The organism is Pedobacter cryoconitis (genome assembly GCF_001590605.1).
GTDB classification, from domain to species: domain Bacteria; phylum Bacteroidota; class Bacteroidia; order Sphingobacteriales; family Sphingobacteriaceae; genus Pedobacter; species Pedobacter cryoconitis_A.
Genome location: NZ_CP014504.1, coordinates 4,225,353 through 4,243,467, shown reverse-complemented (window position 1 = coordinate 4,243,467; position 18,115 = coordinate 4,225,353). Strand labels below are relative to the sequence as shown.

Annotated in this window: 16 protein-coding genes; 11 read left to right on the top strand and 5 right to left on the bottom strand. The window is 38.8% G+C overall.

Annotation, left to right across the window (positions count from 1 at the left end; all coding sequences use genetic code 11):
• Positions 1-118: 118 nt before the first annotated feature.
• Positions 119-736: a polysaccharide deacetylase family protein gene (locus AY601_RS17630; protein ID WP_068403425.1), complete on the bottom strand. Its 618-nt coding sequence runs from the start codon at positions 734-736 to the stop codon at positions 119-121.
• 89 nt (positions 737-825) lie between these two features.
• Between AY601_RS17630 and AY601_RS17625 the strand changes: the two genes are divergently transcribed.
• From AY601_RS17625 to ggt, 5 genes are all read left to right on the top strand, one after another.
• The gene (locus AY601_RS17625; RefSeq protein ID WP_232324621.1) at positions 826-2,199 is read left to right on the top strand and encodes a TolC family protein; all 1,374 of its coding nucleotides are present in this window, start codon (positions 826-828) and stop codon (positions 2,197-2,199) included.
• 24 nt (positions 2,200-2,223) lie between these two features.
• Complete coding sequence (locus tag AY601_RS17620) at positions 2,224-3,576, top strand: efflux RND transporter periplasmic adaptor subunit (protein ID WP_198163548.1); 1,353 nt, start codon at positions 2,224-2,226, stop codon at positions 3,574-3,576.
• A gap of 75 nt (positions 3,577-3,651) precedes the next feature.
• On the top strand, positions 3,652-4,650 hold the full coding sequence (locus AY601_RS17615) for an NAD(P)H-dependent glycerol-3-phosphate dehydrogenase (protein ID WP_198163710.1): 999 nt from the start codon (positions 3,652-3,654) through the stop codon (positions 4,648-4,650).
• Between the two features lie 107 nt (positions 4,651-4,757).
• Positions 4,758-5,075, top strand: coding sequence for a hypothetical protein (locus tag AY601_RS17610; protein ID WP_068403419.1), 318 nt, complete (start codon positions 4,758-4,760; stop codon positions 5,073-5,075).
• Positions 5,076-5,403: 328 nt separating this feature from the next.
• A complete protein-coding gene (gene ggt / locus AY601_RS17605; RefSeq protein WP_068403417.1) occupies positions 5,404-7,107 on the top strand; it encodes a gamma-glutamyltransferase in 1,704 nt (567 codons plus the stop codon).
• A 240-nt stretch (positions 7,108-7,347) separates the two neighbouring features.
• Here ggt and AY601_RS17600 read toward each other — a convergent pair whose 3' ends face one another.
• Both AY601_RS17600 and AY601_RS17595 read right to left on the bottom strand, forming a co-directional pair.
• Positions 7,348-9,249: a DEAD/DEAH box helicase gene (locus AY601_RS17600; protein ID WP_198163547.1), complete on the bottom strand. Its 1,902-nt coding sequence runs from the start codon at positions 9,247-9,249 to the stop codon at positions 7,348-7,350.
• Positions 9,250-9,396: 147 nt separating this feature from the next.
• Complete coding sequence (locus AY601_RS17595; protein WP_068403415.1) at positions 9,397-9,855, bottom strand: DUF4293 domain-containing protein; 459 nt, start codon at positions 9,853-9,855, stop codon at positions 9,397-9,399.
• A gap of 84 nt (positions 9,856-9,939) precedes the next feature.
• Here AY601_RS17595 and truA point away from each other — a divergent pair, with 84 nt between their 5' ends.
• The 3 genes from truA (at position 9,940) to sucD (ending at position 14,181) form a co-directional block, all read left to right on the top strand.
• A complete protein-coding gene (gene truA / locus AY601_RS17590) occupies positions 9,940-10,692 on the top strand; it encodes a tRNA pseudouridine(38-40) synthase TruA (protein WP_198163546.1) in 753 nt (250 codons plus the stop codon).
• A 2-nt stretch (positions 10,693-10,694) separates the two neighbouring features.
• Positions 10,695-12,464: an ABC transporter ATP-binding protein gene (locus tag AY601_RS17585; RefSeq protein ID WP_068403413.1), complete on the top strand. Its 1,770-nt coding sequence runs from the start codon at positions 10,695-10,697 to the stop codon at positions 12,462-12,464.
• A gap of 844 nt (positions 12,465-13,308) precedes the next feature.
• The gene (sucD, locus tag AY601_RS17580) at positions 13,309-14,181 is read left to right on the top strand and encodes a succinate--CoA ligase subunit alpha (RefSeq protein ID WP_068403412.1); all 873 of its coding nucleotides are present in this window, start codon (positions 13,309-13,311) and stop codon (positions 14,179-14,181) included.
• 73 nt (positions 14,182-14,254) lie between these two features.
• On the opposite strand, the gene AY601_RS17575 is transcribed toward sucD, so the two are convergent.
• Positions 14,255-15,157, bottom strand: coding sequence for an IS3 family transposase (locus AY601_RS17575; RefSeq protein WP_157287972.1), 903 nt, complete (start codon positions 15,155-15,157; stop codon positions 14,255-14,257).
• Positions 15,094-15,612, bottom strand: a complete 519-nt coding sequence (locus AY601_RS17570) for a helix-turn-helix domain-containing protein (protein ID WP_068402976.1) — start codon at positions 15,610-15,612, stop codon at positions 15,094-15,096. Before AY601_RS17570 ends, AY601_RS17575 begins: the two co-directional genes overlap by 64 nt.
• Positions 15,613-15,744: 132 nt before the next feature.
• Between AY601_RS17570 and AY601_RS17565 the strand changes: the two genes are divergently transcribed.
• From AY601_RS17565 to AY601_RS17555, 3 genes are all read left to right on the top strand, one after another.
• Positions 15,745-16,221, top strand: a complete 477-nt coding sequence (locus tag AY601_RS17565; RefSeq protein WP_068403410.1) for a methionine-R-sulfoxide reductase — start codon at positions 15,745-15,747, stop codon at positions 16,219-16,221.
• A 136-nt stretch (positions 16,222-16,357) separates the two neighbouring features.
• The gene (locus AY601_RS17560; RefSeq protein ID WP_068403408.1) at positions 16,358-16,756 is read left to right on the top strand and encodes a septal ring lytic transglycosylase RlpA family protein; all 399 of its coding nucleotides are present in this window, start codon (positions 16,358-16,360) and stop codon (positions 16,754-16,756) included.
• 384 nt (positions 16,757-17,140) lie between these two features.
• Entirely contained in the window at positions 17,141-18,112 is a 972-nt protein-coding gene (locus AY601_RS17555) for a ribonucleoside-diphosphate reductase small subunit (RefSeq protein ID WP_068403407.1), read from the top strand.
• Positions 18,113-18,115: the final 3 nt, after the last annotated feature.

Genomic DNA, 18,115 nt, shown 5'->3' with positions numbered 1-18,115 from the left:
CGGACGATAATGTTCATTTATGGACAACAATAGGAACAGCTAAGTTTCAAATAGCTGTTTGAATGTCTTTTTAACCCTTTTCCGCTTTTGGCCTGAACTTCGTAAAGCCTAAGGAAAATTAAAGCGTATGGAACTTATAACCTTGAGCGGTTAAAAATTTTAAGGTGGCCGGTAAAGCAACCTTTAACCTGTCAAATGCTTTCAGGCTGTCATGGAATACGATTATAGAGCCGTTCGTCGTGTTTTTGATCACGTTTTCATAACATTTTTCAGGAGAAAGATTCACATCAAAGTCTCCGCTCAGTACATCCCACATAATGATATTAAGCTGTGGGTTAATTTTGCGCAATGCTTTGATCTGAGATTTTTTTATTCTCCCGTAAGGCGGACGAAACAAATGCGTATTGGTGAGCTGCTGACAGGATTCGAAATTCTGAATATAAATGTTATCCTCAGTTTTCCAGCCTTTTAAGTGGTTAAAGGTGTGATTTCCTATCGCATGGCCTTCGCTTTTAACTTGTTCAAAAATTTGGGCATGTTTGTTTATATTGTCACCAATACAGAAGAAAGTAGCCTTGCAATTGAAGCTTTTTAAAGTATTTAAAACAAAGTCTGTAACAACAGGTATAGGTCCGTCGTCAAAGGTTAAATAAACGACTTTGTCAGACCGGCTTTTGTTCCAGACTAAGGATGGATAATACCATTTTAATAAAAGAGGTGATTTAACCAGATACATTGATCAAATGTAAGAAATTACAAATGGTTGTAAAGAAATTGATAAAATCGATAAGTTGTTTATTTAAGAAAAATACAAAACCAATGAAAATGTTTACTAAAAATATGCTGTCAAAATTAACCTTCGCTGTTACTTTTAGTTTGGTGACGATAGGTATGTCTGCTAACCTGCACGCACAGGAGACGCTAACCATTCAGGATGCGATTGATCGTATGCTGGAGAATAACCTGAATATTAAACAATCATCATTAAATGTGTCTACTGCAGCTGTAAATCTGGAACAGTCAAAAGCAGCGCTTTATCCAAGTTTGAACGGCGCCATAAACAATACGCTGAATTACGGTAGAAGTCTGAACCCTGCAACGAATCAGTTAATTACACAGAATTTCTATTCCGGAGACGGAAGCCTGAGTGCGCAGGTAGATGTATTTGCCGGTTTTAGTAAGGTTAATCAGATCCGTCAGAACAAAATCTTACTGGAAGCAGGAAACAGTAACCTGGACAAAATTAAGAATGATCTTGTTTTACAAGTGGTAACTTCTTATTTTCAAGTAGTATTTAACACTGATTTATTAAAAGCTTCCAAAGAACAACTGCTGGTTGCACAAGAAACACAAAGACGCGAGCAATCTTTGCTGGAAGCCGGAAATAAAACGCTGGCAGATATTTCACAGGCAAAGGCACAGACAGCCACAGCCGAACTGAATGTAACCAATGCGCAAAACCAGTTAACTATTTCATACCTGACACTTTCTCAGTTAATGGAAATGCGCCCTGACTCTCAGAATTATACCGTAGTTAAGCCAACGATTAAAGATATCGCAGAAGCGCAAAAAATCTATGACGTGAATGATGTTTACAATACTTCATTGTCATTTTTTCCGGATATTAAACTGGCAGAATTAAACAGAAGAGCTGCTGAAAAAGCAGTCGATGTGGCTAAAGGATCTTATTATCCTAAACTTGCAGTAGGTGCTGGCCTTGGATCAAGATATTCTTACACACTGGGTACAAAAACAGTAGGATTTCCTGCCGATTCACATTTAAATGACCAGATCAGCAATAACTTTTATCAGAATGTTGGCTTTTCACTTTCTATTCCAATCTTCAATGGCTATACCGTGAGATCAAATGTGAAAAGAGCAAAGATCTCTTACGAAACGAGTAAAATCAGTGAGCAGCTTGCCAAGAACAATTTGAATAAGGTGATTGCTCAGGCAGTGGCCGATTTAAGAGCTGCCGACAGCAGATATAAGTCAAACGAAAATACTTTTAATGCCCAAAAAGATGCTTTTAACGTAATTGAACAACGTTATGCAGTAGGTTTGGTAAATTCATTAGATTACAATACTTCAAGAACAAACAGAAATAAAGCAGAAGTTGATTTTATCCAGTCAAAATACGACTTACTGTTTAAATCAAAAGTTATAGATTATTACTTAGGCAAACAGATAACCTTTTAAGCTCAGACCATAAATAAAATAGAAATGAAACTAAAATACATACTCATCGCCGTAGGAGCGCTTATTGTCTTATTAATTGCCGGTAAATTGACCGGATTGATAGGCGGTGATAAAGCTGAAAAAGTTACGATAGAAAAAGCGAAAACCAGAAATATCATTGAAACCGTTACTGCAAGTGGTAAAATTAAACCGGAAACAGAGGTTAAAGTAAGTTCTGAGGTATCAGGTGAGGTTGTGGAATTGCGTGTTAAAGAAGGAGATATCGTTAAAAAAGGTCAGCTTTTGTTTAGAATCAGACCAGACGTATTGAAATCTGGCTTGGATAGAGCCAGTGCAACTTTTAGCGCACAGAAAGCTTCTGTAGGATCGGCAGCGCAGCAGCTCAAACAAGCTGAGGCTAATTTTGTCAATCAGGAAGCTATCTACAAGCGTAATGTAGAATTGTTCAAAAAGAAAGTGATTTCAGTTTCAGAATTTGATGCTGCTAAAGCGGCTTATGTGACGGGTAAAACGAATTTGGACGGTGCAAAGCAATCTTTGATTGCTGCGAAGTATAACCTGGCACAAACAGGCGCAGGAGTTCAGGAAGCGAGTGCCAACCTGGCAAAAGCTACTGTATTTTCACCAGTTGACGGTGTGATCTCTAAATTATCTGTAGAACTTGGGGACAGGGTATTGGGAACGGCTCAGTTTGCTGGTACAGAGTTGATGAGAATCTCTAACCTGAGTACAATGGAGGTCAATGTTGATGTGAATGAAAATGATATTAACCGGGTAAATGTGGGTGACAATGCAGCAATTCAGGTTGATGCTTTTGATGATAAGAAGTTTAAAGGTGTAGTTACTGAAATAGCCAGTTCTTCTAAAGATATTGCCGTAGCCACAACAACAGTTGATCAGGTGACTAATTTCGTAGTAAAAGTCCGTATCTCGGCAGATTCCTATACAGGAATTAAAGGTGGGGCAAAAGATCTTCCATCTCCATTCAGACCAGGTTTATCAGCGACAGTTGATATCGAAAGCTCTTCCGTAAAAAGTTTATCAGTCCCTATCATGGCTGTCTTTGTAGAAGGCCTTAAAAAAGATGTTGGTAAAGAAGACAAAGAGGAAGATCCTGCTGACGGGAAACAGAAAAGTAAGCTGAACGACAAAGCCATTAAACAATATGTATATACCTATGCTGATGGTAAAGTGAAAAAAGTCGAGGTGACAACTGGTATCCAGGACGATAAATATATCCAGGTTAAAAGCGGATTGAAAGAAGGAACTGAGATTGTAAGTGGGCCATACTCAACCGTTCAGAACAAATTGAAAGACGGAATGAAAGTAGAAAAAGATGTTAAAGATCAGTCAGTTTCTAAATCTGAGAAGAAGTAAGACAGGCTGTTCGCAATAAATTAAGTAATTTGTCCCGGTTTAAAACATTAAGCCGGGATTTTTTATTTATATATGATGATACCAAGAGTCGCAATGATTGGTGGCGGTAGTTGGGCAACTGCGGTCATAAAAATGCTTTCAGATAATCTTACCGAAAAAGAGATCTATTGGTGGCTGCGTGATACCGCATCAATTGCACACCTGAAGCAGTACAAACACAATCCAAAATACCTGAGTTCTGTTGAGCTTAGAATACCAGAAGATAATATCTCTAATGATATCTGCCATATTATTAAACAAGCAGATTATATCATTCTGAATGTACCGGCTGCTTTTCTTAAAGAATCGCTGAGTGGGGTTACCCCGGAAATGCTGGCAGGTAAAAAGATTGTTTCAGCCATCAAAGGAATCGTTCCTGATGAAAACCAGATTATCGGTGAGTTTATGAATGATAAATTTAATGTTCCTTTGGATGATATTCTGGTGATCAGCGGGCCATGTCATGCAGAAGAAGTTGCATTGGAAAAATTATCTTATTTGACTATAGCATCCATTAACCTGGAAACTGCCGGCAGCTTTTCTAAATTATTGAATACAAGATATATCAAAACCAACATATCAGATGATATTTTCGGTACTGAATATGCTGCAGTATTGAAAAATATTTATGCAGTAGCCAGTGGGATTTGTCATGGAATAGGCTACGGTGATAACTTTCAGGCTGTTTTGATCTCTAATGCAATTCGTGAGATCAACCGGTTTGTAGAGGCTGTACATCCTATAAGCCGTGATATCAAAGAGTCTGCTTACCTGGGTGATCTGCTGGTAACTGCCTATTCTCAATTCAGCCGTAACCGGACATTCGGTAATATGATAGGGAAGGGCTATACTGTTAAATCTGCGCAATTGGAGATGAATATGATTGCTGAAGGCTATTATGCAGCAAGCTGTATGCATGTGGTCAACAAAAAATATAAAGTTGAAATGCCAATCTGCCGTGCAGTATATGCGATACTCTATGAGCGTCATTCTCCGCAAATTGAAATGGCTTTACTGACCGAGCAACTAAATTAAAACAATATAATTATCAGATTGTTATATGGATTATACTTGTGTGTTTTTCAGCGACCAAAGGGGAAGCTAGTTAACTACAAATGGAAAACTTAAAATAATCATATCATATGAACAAGAAATATCTAGTGGGTTTATTAACCCTGGCATTGGTGGGTACAATTTCTCTTTCTACTCAGGCGCAGGAAAAAAAGAAAACAGTTGGGGAGAAAATCGAACATACAGCTTCATCGGTTGGTAATAAAACAGCAGAAGTAGCGGTAAAAGGCGTTTCAAAAGTAGGCGACAAAACTTATAAAGGTAAAATTGCACCAGATGGTTCAGATGTTTATATCAACGGAAAAAACCGTAAATATTACATCAATAAAAAAGGAGCTAAAGTTTATCTTAAAGCCTCACAAATCAAAGATAAACCAGCTGGCAAATAAGACAAACCAACTGGCAAATAAGTCAGACTATAAAATAACTTCAATCCGGACCGTCAGGTCCGGATTTTTTTTGTCTCTTTTTTATCAACTATTCATTAAACAATCAACTATTCTTTACTGAATGCACTCAGGGAACTTCAGGTATAGTATACCCTAACCAGGCTCCTCAATTCGGTTTTCTGGGCAGATATGTATTGACCAGGCTCTCCCTTAACTTTTAATTCCGATATAATTCTTTAAATTTAATACGTTTTCCTGCAGGAGAGCCTGTTTCAGTTTAAACAGGCTAAAGGCCCACCGGCAGGATTTTTTATAATTTATGCTAACCATGAAATCAAAAACATCAATATCAAACCTGCTGCTGGCCCCTCTTTGTCTGGGACTCATAGTTTCCCTGACGGCAAACGCAAGCGGGCAGGAATTAAACCAATTCAAACATGCTGCGGTTGTTACAGCGCATCCCGAAGCCTCTAAAGTCGGCGTTGCGATTATTAAGCGTGGTGGAAATGCAATTGACGCAGCAATAGCCGTACAATTCGCTTTGGCTGTAGTTTATCCGAATGCGGGAAATATTGGTGGCGGAGGATTCCTGGTTTACAGGGGTAAAGGTGGAGATTCAGATGCGTTGGATTATAGAGAAAAAGCCCCTGAAAAAGCTTCCAGAGATATGTACCTGGATGCTCAGGGTAACGCAATTACAGATAAAAGCCTGTATGGTACCTTAGCTTCAGGAATTCCCGGGACTGTTGACGGAATGGTAAAGGCCTATAACAAATACGGTAAATTAAGCTGGAAAAAAGATATTCAGCCTGCCATAGACCTGGCACAGAATGGATTCCAGATCACTGCGCAGCAAGCTTCAGAATTAAACAGTCATAAAGAAAGATTCTTAAAATACAACAAGAAACCAGTGGCCTTCGTGAAAAATGATTTATGGAAAGCCGGTGACTTATTGAGGCAACCACAGTTGGCAAAAACACTGAAACTAATCAGAGATAACGGCAGAAAAGGCTTTTATGAAGGACCAGTGGCAGCTGCAATTGTAGCCTCAATGCAAAACACCAATGGAGTAATCACCACAAAAGACTTAAAAGAGTACCAGTCCGTATGGAGAAAAACCGTCTCAGGCAAATACAAAAATTATACAGTAATCTCTATGCCTCCACCATCCAGTGGTGGTATTGCATTAATTACAATGCTCAAACAAGTAAGTGATTACCCCTTAAGCAAATGGGGCTTTCAAAGAGATTCTACAGTTCAGTTAATGATTGAAGTAGAACGCAGAGCCTATGCAGACCGTGCAACTTACTTAGGCGATCCGGACTTCTTTAAAGTCCCTCAGACTGCCCTTTTAAGTGCCAATTACATCCATTCAAGAACCAAGGGAATCAACTTTAACAAAGCTACCCCAAGTTCCGAGGTTAAACCCGGGACCCTTCCTTTAAAAGAAAGCGAGCAAACTACCCATTATTCCATCGTAGACAATGAAGGTAATGCGGTATCAGCTACAACGACCTTAAACGGATCTTATGGCTCGCTTGTTATTGTGGATGGTGGAGGCTTCATCATGAACAATGAAATGGATGACTTCTCCGTTAAACCAGGTACTCCAAACATGTACGGTTTAGTTGGTGGAGAAGCAAATTCTATTGTTCCCGGCAAAAGAATGCTGAGCTCAATGACGCCTACCATTATTGAAGAAGATGGGAAATTAAGAATGGTAGTCGGTACACCCGGCGGATCAACCATCATCACTTCAGTTTTCCAAACGATCCTAAATGTATTGGCATTCGGGCAAAACATGCAGCAGGCAGTTGCAGCTCCAAGATTTCACCATCAATGGTTGCCAGATGAAGTTTTCGTGGAAAAAGGTGCTATCGATGATGCTACAAGAATTAAATTAGAATACAAAGGCTATAAAATCACAGAACGTGAACCAATGGGACGTGTTGACGCCATCCTGATTAAATCAGACGGAACCTTGGAAACAGGAGCAGACCCAAGAGGTAACGACAAAGGCCTCGGCTACTAGTCAGCCCAAATAAATAACCCCGCTATTCTTGCGAATAGCGGGGTTATTTATTTGGGCTGACTAGTAGCCGGTGAGAAATAAAGAAAAGTCTATGCTAACGTGCCGACGGCGTTATCTTGCCCCTTCAGGCAAGTAGCGCCGTCGGCATGTAGCAAAGCTTTTTTTATTTCCCCCAGAAAAACCCCGCAAAAAAAAACAGCCCGATAAATCGGGCTGCTAAATTTTATATTTGGGTTGTGATTAAGATCTGCGTCTTCTTTCGCCCGTTCCGCTTCCACCTTCGCGTGGTTTACCAGAGAAATCTCTGAAACCTCCAGCACTGCTTCCACCTTCACGTCTTCCGCTTCCACCAGAATTACCGCCACCGTAGCTTTTTCTTTCGCCACCGCCACCGCCATAACTCTTTCTTTCACCACCACCATAGCTTTTTCTTTCTCCGCCGCCAGAACTTCTTCTGTCGCCACCACCGCTATAGCTTCTTCTTTCTCCACCACCAGATCTTCTTTCGCCACCTTCAGGAGCGTCGCCAGATTTTTCAATTCTAACACTTCTGTTATTGAACTGGATGTCTTTGAAATTTGCGAACAATGAATCAACAATAGCATTTTCAACTTCAAAGAATGAATACACACCTTTAAGGTCAATTTTACCAATGTTTTTTCCACTGATTTTACCATTGTTACAAACAAAAGATAATAAATCACCTCTTGTAAATTCATCTACCGAACCTACGTTGATAAACAAACGGGTAAAATCACTGTTTCTAGCACCTCTTGCACCACGCTCAGAACGTTCACCACGCTCATCAGTAGCAGCTGCATTTAAATCAGGTGCATTTTTGTAATACTCTAAAAAGCGGTTAAACTCTAAAGATGCAAAACGTTTGATCACTTCTTCTTTGCTTAATTCAGCAAATTCATCCATGATTCTTGGAATGTACTGCTCAATTTGTGCTTCATTTACTTCAACGTTGTGAACTTTGTGAACCAATGAGAAAAGTTGTTTTTCGCAAACATCAAATCCTGTAGGTAATTCAGCTTTAGTAAATGCTTTACCGATGATTCTTTCAATCTGACGGATTTTTCCAGTTTCCTTAGAGTTGATGATACAGATAGAAATACCAGATTTACCAGCTCTTCCTGTACGACCACTTCTGTGGGTATAACTTTCAATTTCATCAGGTAATGAATAGTTAACAACGTGAGTTACGTTATTTACATCGATACCACGTGCTGCAACATCTGTAGCAATTAATAACTGCATGTTACGGTCACGGAAGCGTTGCATAACTTTATCACGTTGTTGTTGTGATAAGTCACCATGCAAAGCATCAGCATTGTAACCATCCTTAATCAGGTTCTCAGCAACATCCTGTGTATCCATTTTGGTTTTACAGAAAACTACTGCGAAAATTTCAGGGTTGAAATCTACAATACGTTTTAAGGCAGCATATTTATCTCTGGCACGTACTACATAGTACTCATGCTCAATATTTACGTTACCAGTGTTTTTGGTCCCCATAGTCAACTCAGTAGGGTTGTCCATGTAGTTTTTAGCTATTCTTCTAACCTCAGGAGGCATAGTAGCTGAAAACAACCAGGTTTTTTTGTCGTCAGGTGTAGTAGACAAGATATCATTAATGTCTTCCTGGAAGCCCATGTTCAGCATTTCGTCAGCCTCATCAAGAACTACATATTTCACACTACTGAAATCTATAGCCTTACGACCGATAATGTCTAACATACGACCCGGTGTAGCTACAACTACTTGTACACCGTTTCTAATTTCACGCAATTGCTGCACAATGTTCGCGCCACCGTAAACGGCAACAACACTAGCACCAGGCGTGTTTTTTGAGTAATTTTTGATGTCGCTGGCAATTTGCAAGCAAAGCTCCCGGGTAGGGCATAGAATTAAAGCCTGAGGCTTATTCATCTTGAAGTCAATCAGTTCAATCAGCGGCAAACCAAATGCTGCTGTTTTTCCTGTTCCTGTTTGGGCCAAACCAACAAAATCATTATTGCCCTCTAACAGCACAGGAATAGCTTGCTCCTGAATAGGTGTTGGATTTTCGAAACCTAAATCCTTTACGGCATTAACAACGTCATCACTTATCCCCAATAATTTAAATGGGTTTATCATTTTAACTTTATTTATTAAGCCGCAAAGGTAAGCTTAATTTTCGGTATTTGTTTGGTACATAACCAAATAATAATTATAAGTCTAACTTTTTGATTGTTAATGGTTAGGTTGTTTGACCTTTAAGTAAAAAAATAACTTATAAAAAGACTATCTCAATCTATCTGCCGAGCGTATTAATTGATCATCTTTATTGATACCTCTGATAGCCAGGGCACAAAAAATAAGCGAAAGAACAGGTAAATAAGCACCCGCACTTAAGGTAAATCCTGCTGAAAGCCGGGGAATCTGCATTGCGTAACTTGCAGTCCATGCTGCTAAAGCGAGAATTAAAACTATAGTCAGCAAGATAATCCGTTTCTGTAAGGTTCTGTTTTTGAAAGTGAAAATGTTTGCCAGGCAAATCAGGCCGACAGCGATTGTTGCACCAAAAAGGGCAGTAAAGGATTCCGTTTTCTGGCTGATATTGTTTACTTTCTCATAAATGCCACCAATCTGGAATGTTAAATCTCCCGGAGCGCCATGTATAATTAAAACAGGAAGAATTAGTACTAAAAACAACGTAAGTGCTGCTAAAAATAACCAGATGGATTGAACCCTTTGTATCATATCAATTTAATAATTTCCAACAAATATATTAAAAGACATTAAACGACTGTCTTGTTAAGCGGAAAAAAGTATTTTTGCATTACATTGAATATACAACGTTTTTTTATAGAATTAGCCTACGATGGAACAGCTTACCATGGATGGCAGACGCAGCCAAACGCAATAACCGTTCAGCAGGAACTGGACAGGGCATTAACCGTTTTCTTCAGGCAACCTGTTGAAACACTGGGCTGTGGCAGGACAGATGCCGGCGTTCATGCCAGTAAGTTTTTTGCACATGCAGATTTACAAAATGTAACAGAAGAAGCAGCTGCGAATGCCGTGGGAAGTGTAAATTCCCTTTTACCATATCCCATTGCTATTAAAAGAATCTTTAAAGTATCAGAAACTGCACACGCACGTTTTGATGCCACAGCAAGATCTTATGAGTACCATTTTCATTTTCATAAAGACCCCTTTAAATTGAACCGTTCCTGGTTATACAAAGGTAAACTGGATATCGAAGCCATGAATATTGCTGCTGCCCAACTCCTGAACTATACAGATTTTACCAGCTTTAGTAAATCCAATACCTCTACAGCTACAAATAATTGTAAAATTACCGAGGCTTACTTTCGTGAAATCGATGGTGGTCTTATATTTACGATCTCTGCGAATCGTTTCCTTAGAAATATGGTGCGGGCTATTGTAGGTACCTTAATTCTGATTGGAAAAAAAGAAATCAGTCTGGCGCAGCTGGAAGAAATTATAGGAAGTAAAAACCGGAGTAATGCCGGGCAGTCAGTACCTGCCTGTGGACTTTACCTGGTTAATGTCATTTATCCTTTTGTAAACTAATTATGTCGAAAATTACAGGTGATGCGTTAAACGTAGGCTTATTGAGAAGAGTTTTTCAGTACGTTAAACCATACCGCAGCATATTTATCTGGTCAGTTATTTTAACGATACTACTTGCATTAATTGCACCAGTAAGACCTTTCCTGATCAAATATACCCTGGATAATTATATTCTGAAAGGGGAGCACAGCGGCCTGGTGATGATGACCATGCTGATGCTCTTTTTACTGGTTGTACAAAGTGTCATTCAGTACAGTCATACCTTGCTGACCAATACGCTGGGGCAGTCGGCCATCCGTGATCTGAGAATCAATGTATTCAATCATATCACTAAACTCAGGCTGCAATACTTTGATAAAACGCCGATAGGACAATTGATAACCCGTACCGTTTCAGATCTGGAAACCATCTCTGATATTTTCTCAGAAGGACTGATTGTGATCATCGGTGATATTCTGCAGGTCATTGCGATTATTGCTGTTATGTTTTATGCTGACTGGGAATTAACGGTAATTGTGCTTTTACCCATGCCTCTTTTGATTATGGCGACTTCTGTATTCCAGAAATCTATCAAATCGGCTTTCCAGGAAATCAGGACTGAAGTATCCAATTTAAATACCTATTTGCAAGAACATATTACTGGTATTTCTATCATTCAATACTTTGCAAGAGAAGACCAGGAATTCCGTAAATTCAGGAAAATCAATGCACGTTACCGTGATGCAAACATTCGCTCCAACTGGTATTACTCCATCTTTTTCCCGGTTGTAGAAATTATCTCAGCAATGTCACTTGGCCTTTTAGTCTGGTATGGTGCAAAAAGTATTCTAGCCAAACCCCTTGATGTTACGCCTGGTACAATTGCCGAGTTTATCCTCTATATCAGTATGCTGTTCAGGCCAATCCGCGAGCTTGCGGATAAATTCAACACGCTTCAAATGGGAATGGTAGGAGCAGAGCGCGTATTTAAAGTTTTAGATACCAAAGAACTGACCACAAACAACGGGACTTACAAGCCAGAGAAAATGGCCGGTAATATTAAGTTTGATAAAGTTTGGTTTGCCTATAACGATGAAAATTATGTCTTAAAAAACATCTCCTTTGAGGTAAAAGCAGGGCAGACTGTGGCGATGGTTGGCGCAACCGGTGCAGGTAAATCGTCTACTATAAATATCCTGAACCGCTTTTATGAGATCCAGAAAGGTGAGATCAAAGTTGATGGTGTAAGTATCAACGACTACGAATTAAACTATTTAAGAAACAATATCGCTACTGTATTACAAGATGTTTTCCTGTTCTCCGATACGATCTTCAATAATATTACTTTAAATAATCCTGCCATCACGATGGATGAAGTGGTTGATGCTGCTCAGAAAGTAGGTGCACATGACTTCATTGAAAGGCTTCCAGGAGGCTATCAGTACAATGTGATGGAGCGCGGGGCCACACTTTCTGCCGGACAAGCACAGCTGATTTCGTTCATCAGGGCATTGGTTTATAATCCTTCTATTCTTGTGCTCGATGAAGCCACTTCATCCGTAGATACAGAAACCGAAATGCTAATTCAGACTGCAATTGATAAACTGATGAAAGGCCGTACTTCCATCGTAATTGCACACCGTTTATCAACGATACAAAAAGCAGATCAGATTATCGTGCTTGATAAAGGAGAGATTAAAGAAATTGGTAATCACCAGGAGTTGCTGAAACTTGATGGGTATTACAAAAAGCTGTACGATTTGCAGTTCCACTCCGTTGGTATCGCTAAATAAGGTTTTCCAACGGATAGTGATTGTCTAACCCTTACGGCGCTCCATTCTTTGTTGGTGTTACTGTTTGGTGCCATGTTATTATTTAATAAAGAAGCCTGATTTTGTTTAATAAATATTACTATAGGCCTTATTTTCAGATACATAGTTGGTTTGTGTACTAGCCTGACAGACAGTTAGTTTGATTGTAAAACAATTACCTTTTAACAAGGTGACTGGTAGAGTCTGGTTGCAGTTTGATACGGGTTTGATACGGGTTTGATACGGGTTTGAAACGCCTCGACCCGTATCAAACCCGCTTCAAACCCGTATCAAACCCGCTTCAAACTGCTGGAGAATATAGCCAGTAACCAACTTAAAATCAGCGTTAAAACAATGCAGACCAGTACCTGAATAGTCCAGAAACACACCTGAATGCCCGTAAACAGGCATAAAGACAAAGTATTTTATGATTAAAGGAATATAAAAGATGTTTTTTGTGGAACCAGAATTGGGAAAAAGTTATTTCTAGCGGGTAAGAAACGATCGGACGAGTAACGCTAATAGCAATCCTGAAAGCAATCCAACAAGTCTGTCTTAATTAATCAACTAACCAGTTAACTAAATTATTTTTGCAACAACAATCCAACTTCCCCCTACAGTTAAGTGAGAAAAACAATAAAAAACCGATAACGTGTTTCCCGGCCTCGGATCCCCTCTTCGGGGAACGTAAGGCGGAAAATATGTTGTCGGTTTTTATTGTTTCCCCTCCCACGCACTCTCCCCAACACTTTCTTTTCATTATAATTCCAAATGCATTTGCCATTCCATTCAATAATCTTAGATTTGCATAAAAAATTATAGATACATGAGTGTTTTAGTAAATAAAGATTCAAAAGTAATTGTACAAGGTTTTACCGGAAATGAAGGTACTTACCATGCTTCACAAATGATAGAATACGGAACTGACGTAGTTGGCGGGGTTACACCTGGTAAAGGCGGACAAACTCATTTAGACAGACCGGTTTTTAACACGGTTAAAGATGCGGTTGATCAAGCTGGAGCTAATGTATCTATTATTTTTGTTCCACCTGCATTTGCTGCAGATGCCATTATGGAAGCTGCTGAAGCTGGAATAAAAGTTATTGTATGTATTACTGAAGGTATCCCTACAAAGGATATGATTCAGGTTAAAGAATATATTACTGGAAGAGATTGCCGTTTAATCGGTCCTAACTGCCCGGGTGTTATTACTGCTGATGAAGCTAAAGTTGGTATCATGCCAGGTTTTATCTTCAAAAAAGGTACAGTAGGTGTTGTTTCTAAATCAGGAACATTAACTTATGAAGCAGTTGACCAGGTAGTGAAAGCAGGTTTAGGGATCACTACAGCAATCGGTATTGGTGGAGATCCGATTATCGGTACAACGACTAAAGAAGCTGTTGAATTGTTAATGAATGATCCTGAAACTGAAGGTATCATCATGATCGGTGAAATTGGTGGTGGTATGGAAGCTGAAGCTGCGCTTTGGATCAAAGAACATGGTACAAAACCAGTAGTAGGATTTATCGCTGGCCAAACTGCTCCTGCGGGACGTAAAATGGGCCATGCTGGTGCTATCGTTGGTGGTGTTGATGATACTGCTGCTGCTAAAATGAAAATTATGGCAGAATGTGGAATCCGTGTAGTAGAAAGTCCTGCTGAAATCGGTGAAGCTATGGCAGAATTACTGAAGAAATAATCCTTCTAAAATTAATATGAAAGAGGTTCGTGTCAAAATGAACTGACCCCAAAAAGTTGGACAAAGTTAAAAATTAGTTATTAATATAATGAGCTCGATATTTTATCGGGCTCATTCCTTTTAGATTGAGTTTTATTCGATCGTTATTATAATATTCAATGTATTCTTCAATATCTTGTTTAAGATCATTTATCTTGTTATACTTTTTGAGATAGAAAAGTTCAGATTTTATGATGCCAAAAAAGTTTTCAATAACAGCATTATCCAGGCAGTTACCTTTTCTGGACATACTCTGTCTAATGCCTTTCTTCTTCAACATTTGCTGATATTTTTTCATCTGGTATTGCCATCCCTGATCTGAGTGTAAAATCAGATTTGTGTTGCTATCAATTTTTTTAAATGCATCTTTCATCATCAGTGATACCTGCTCAAAATTTGGAGATTCAGATAAGTTATAGCTAATAATTTCCCCATTAAATAACTCTATAATCGGAGATAAGTATAGTTTTTTATCACCTACCTTGAACTCTGTAATATCAGTTGCCCACTTTTGACAAGGCTGTGATGATGAGAAATTGCGATTCAATAAATTGGGTGCGATTTTACCTACCTCACCCTTATAAGATCTATATTTCTTTCTTCTAATCAGTGATTTCAGCTCTAGCCTACCCATCAATTTTGAGACTGTTTTATGATTGATAATGCACCCCTTATTTTTCATTTCTAAAGTGATCCTTCTATAACCATACCTTCCTTTGTGACGATGATAGATCTTTTTAATTTGATCTTGGGCAGTATCATGCTTTCTCAATATTGATTTGGTTTTTAAGTGGTAATAGAAACTGCTCCTGGCCATTTTAAATATATCCAGTAATAGTGCTAGTGGATATTTATGCCTTAACTCTTCAATGGCTAACGCTGCTTCTTTTGCGGGGCTTCTTTTTTCTGAGTTAAGGCTTCGAGCTTTTTTAGCAATTCATTCTCCGCTTTTAAATATAGATTCTCCTTTTCAAGCTCTTCCAGCCTGGTTAATGCCTTTTCGGTTTTTTTCTGAGGCTTATTTCCTTTCATAATTTTACGGCCTTTCTGTTGAGCAGTTAAGCCGTCATCACCCAAGTGCTTATGTATTTTTACCCAGGAGCTTACTATTCCAATAGAAGGAATCTGATAATGTAGACAGCAGTCCCGCAAAGATAATCCTTTCTCCAGATACGATTGAATAACCTTTAACTTAAATTCCTTACTGTATTCTTGATTGGATTTTCTCAATAACCCTGAGAGGCCTGCTGTTTTATAATGATCAATCCATTTTCTGATTTGGGACGTGGATACTGTCCATTTAGTCGATAATGTATGAATCGAAGCCCCACGCTGATGAGCGTTAACAAGCTTCAGTTTAAAAGCCGATTCGTGTTTTCTGTATTTAGCCATAAAAATGCCCCCAAATAGTGTCTAACTTTTTGGGGGCAGTGTAAAACGAGCCTCTTTTTTTTATCACGTATTTGTCAGCTTGCATTATTTTTGTGCTAAAAACTGAAGCAGGCCGTTAAACGTATATAAAGTATGAAAACGATCATCAGTAAATCGATATTAGTAGCCGGGCTTGTCTGCATTTGCAGTTTAATGGCCTGTGCGCAGAAACAACAAAAAGAATCACCTTCAAAAACCAACGGAAAAATGGAATGGAATAAATTAACCGCAGAAGAAGAAGATGTAATTGTGCATAAAGGCACAGAATATCCGGGGACAGGGACGCTTTTAAAAAACACGGCAAAAGGTACCTATACTTGCAAACGCTGTGATGCACCTCTTTACCGTTCTGAATCAAAATTTGAATCTTCTTGTGGGTGGCCGAGCTTTGATGACGAGATCAAAGGTGCTGTAATCAGGATTCCTGATGCAGATGGATCACGTACCGAAATTGTATGTGCAAATTGTAAAGCACACCTTGGACACGTGTTCATGGGAGAAGGATTTACTGCAAAAAACACAAGAAACTGCGTGAACTCCATTTCAATGAATTTTGTTCCTGATAAATAGCTTTTAAAGGTATTTAAACCTGTAAATAGACTTATTAATTTGCGTAAATGCCCGATGATCAGCTCATTGGGCATTTTTAGTTTGGTGGTATGTACTTTTTTTACTTACCTTTGAAAGTTCACCAACAAAATTAAATATGAGATATTGTTTGCTTTTATTGAGTATATTCTTGTTCTTGCAAGTTGACGCACAGGGAGATACTACAGCGCTGGACAGTACAGCTTTAGACGGTTCAACGCGAATAAAAACAGGAATGGCAACCTATTATCACAGGAAGTTTGAAGGTAAAAGAACTACAAGCGGCGCTAAATACCGGCGAAGTAAATTAACAGCCGCTCACCGCTCACTTCCATTCGGTACGATAGTCACGGTCACCAACGTTGAGACAGGAAAATCAGTAGATGTGGAAATCAATGACAGAGGCCCTTTTACAAAAAGATATATTATCGATGTCTCGGAACAAGCTGCCAAAGACCTCGGTTTTTTCAGAAAAGGACAGTCCAAAGTTAAAATCAGCTACGATAAATCCTCTTAAATCCTGAATATCAGGCAGCAATGGTCAGAATTGCGAATGTTATCAACAGTTTTTCTAATCCTCATTGATAACAACAGAAAACAATAACAACTTTATAAAGTAAATTAACTGTAATTTTTGTCTCGCAGTGTGGATAACTACGTCCGCTTGTTAAGAACTATTGCTAACGTTTAAAAGCCTCAAAGTTTATATTTGTTTTAACAAAAATTCTGACATTATTATCAATATTTTGTTAGATAAAGGTTTAGTAGTTAATATTTTATGCTAAAATATCAGACCTGATTTTAGGTGAAACTTTTGATTTATTGAAGCTAGTCTGCTGAAAAGACTAATGAAGAAGACTAATACCTATTGACAATCGTTTATTACCCTTATAATATATCCATGGAAGAAGAAGTATTACTGAAAGAGAACAAAGATCGCTTTGTACTTTTGCCGATTAAATATCCGGCAATCTGGGAAATGTACAAAAAGAGTGAAGCTAGTTTTTGGACGGCCGAAGAGATTGATCTGTCTGATGATCAAAAACACTGGGATAATCTTAATGATGGAGAGCGCCACTTTATCTCTCACATCCTGGCATTTTTCTCAGCCAGCGACGGAATTGTGAATGAGAACCTTGCAGTCAACTTTATGAGTGAAGTCCAGTTACCAGAAGCGCGTTGCTTTTATGGTTTCCAGATTATGATGGAAAATATCCACTCTGAAACTTATGCCTTATTAATTGATACTTATATCAAAGATGAAGCGGAGAAAGACAGACTGTTCCATGCTATTGATACTGTACCTTGTGTAAAGAGAAAAGCAGAATGGGCATTGCGCTGGATTGACGGAGGAAACTTCGCAGAACGTCTGGTCGCTTTTGCAGCGGTAGAAGGTATCTTTTTCAGCGGAAGTTTTTGCTCAATTTTCTGGTTGAAGAAACGCGGTTTAATGCCAGGTCTTACCTTTAGCAATGAGCTGATCTCCAGAGATGAAGGTATGCACTGTGAATTTGCCTGCCTGCTTTACAAAATGTTAAAAAACAGACTTTCTCAGGAAGCCGTTCATGGGATCATCAAAGATGCCGTTGAAATAGAAAAAGAATTTGTGACAGATGCACTGCCAGTTGCACTGATCGGAATGAATGCCAAATTAATGTCTCAGTATATTGAATTCGTGGCCGACAGATGGTCAAGTGAATTGGGATATGATAAAATATATAACGCTACTAATCCGTTTGATTTTATGGAGATGATCTCCTTGCAGGGAAAAACCAACTTCTTTGAAAAACGTGTTGGAGATTACCAGAAAAGCGGTGTGTTAACGTCTTCAGAAGACAAAGCTTCGGCTTTCTCTCTGGATGATGATTTTTAATCA